The organism is Paraburkholderia sp. BR14320 (genome assembly GCF_040948665.1).
Taxonomy (GTDB): domain Bacteria; phylum Pseudomonadota; class Gammaproteobacteria; order Burkholderiales; family Burkholderiaceae; genus Paraburkholderia; species Paraburkholderia youngii.
The window spans coordinates 1-255 of sequence record NZ_JBFPKG010000358.1 but is presented as its reverse complement, the minus strand read 5'-3'; the positions used below and the strand labels follow the sequence as shown (position 1 = coordinate 255).

Annotated in this window: 1 pseudogene; it reads right to left on the bottom strand. The window is 58.8% G+C overall.

What is annotated here, in order from left to right:
• Positions 1-255 (bottom strand): annotated as a pseudogene (locus AB3X89_RS40640) (IS3 family transposase); the annotation flags it as partial.

The window sequence follows — 255 nt, the reverse complement described above, 5'->3', positions numbered from 1 at the left end:
CCGGCAAAAGGGACCTCCAGATGCAGTTCGTCGATCCGTCGCATCAGACGTTGCTCGACTTCGCTGACAGGCCGCGCCCGGTAATACGCGCTCGATCTCGCGATACCAACAAGCCGGACTTGCTGCGGAACCGGCAACGCATGGCCACGGTCAATCATCGCTTTGCGCTCAGCAATCCCGCCTTGGTGAGCGCAGCGCTTAAAAAATCATTTTCCAGGCTGAGTTGGCCGATCTTGGCGTGCAGGGTCTTCACGT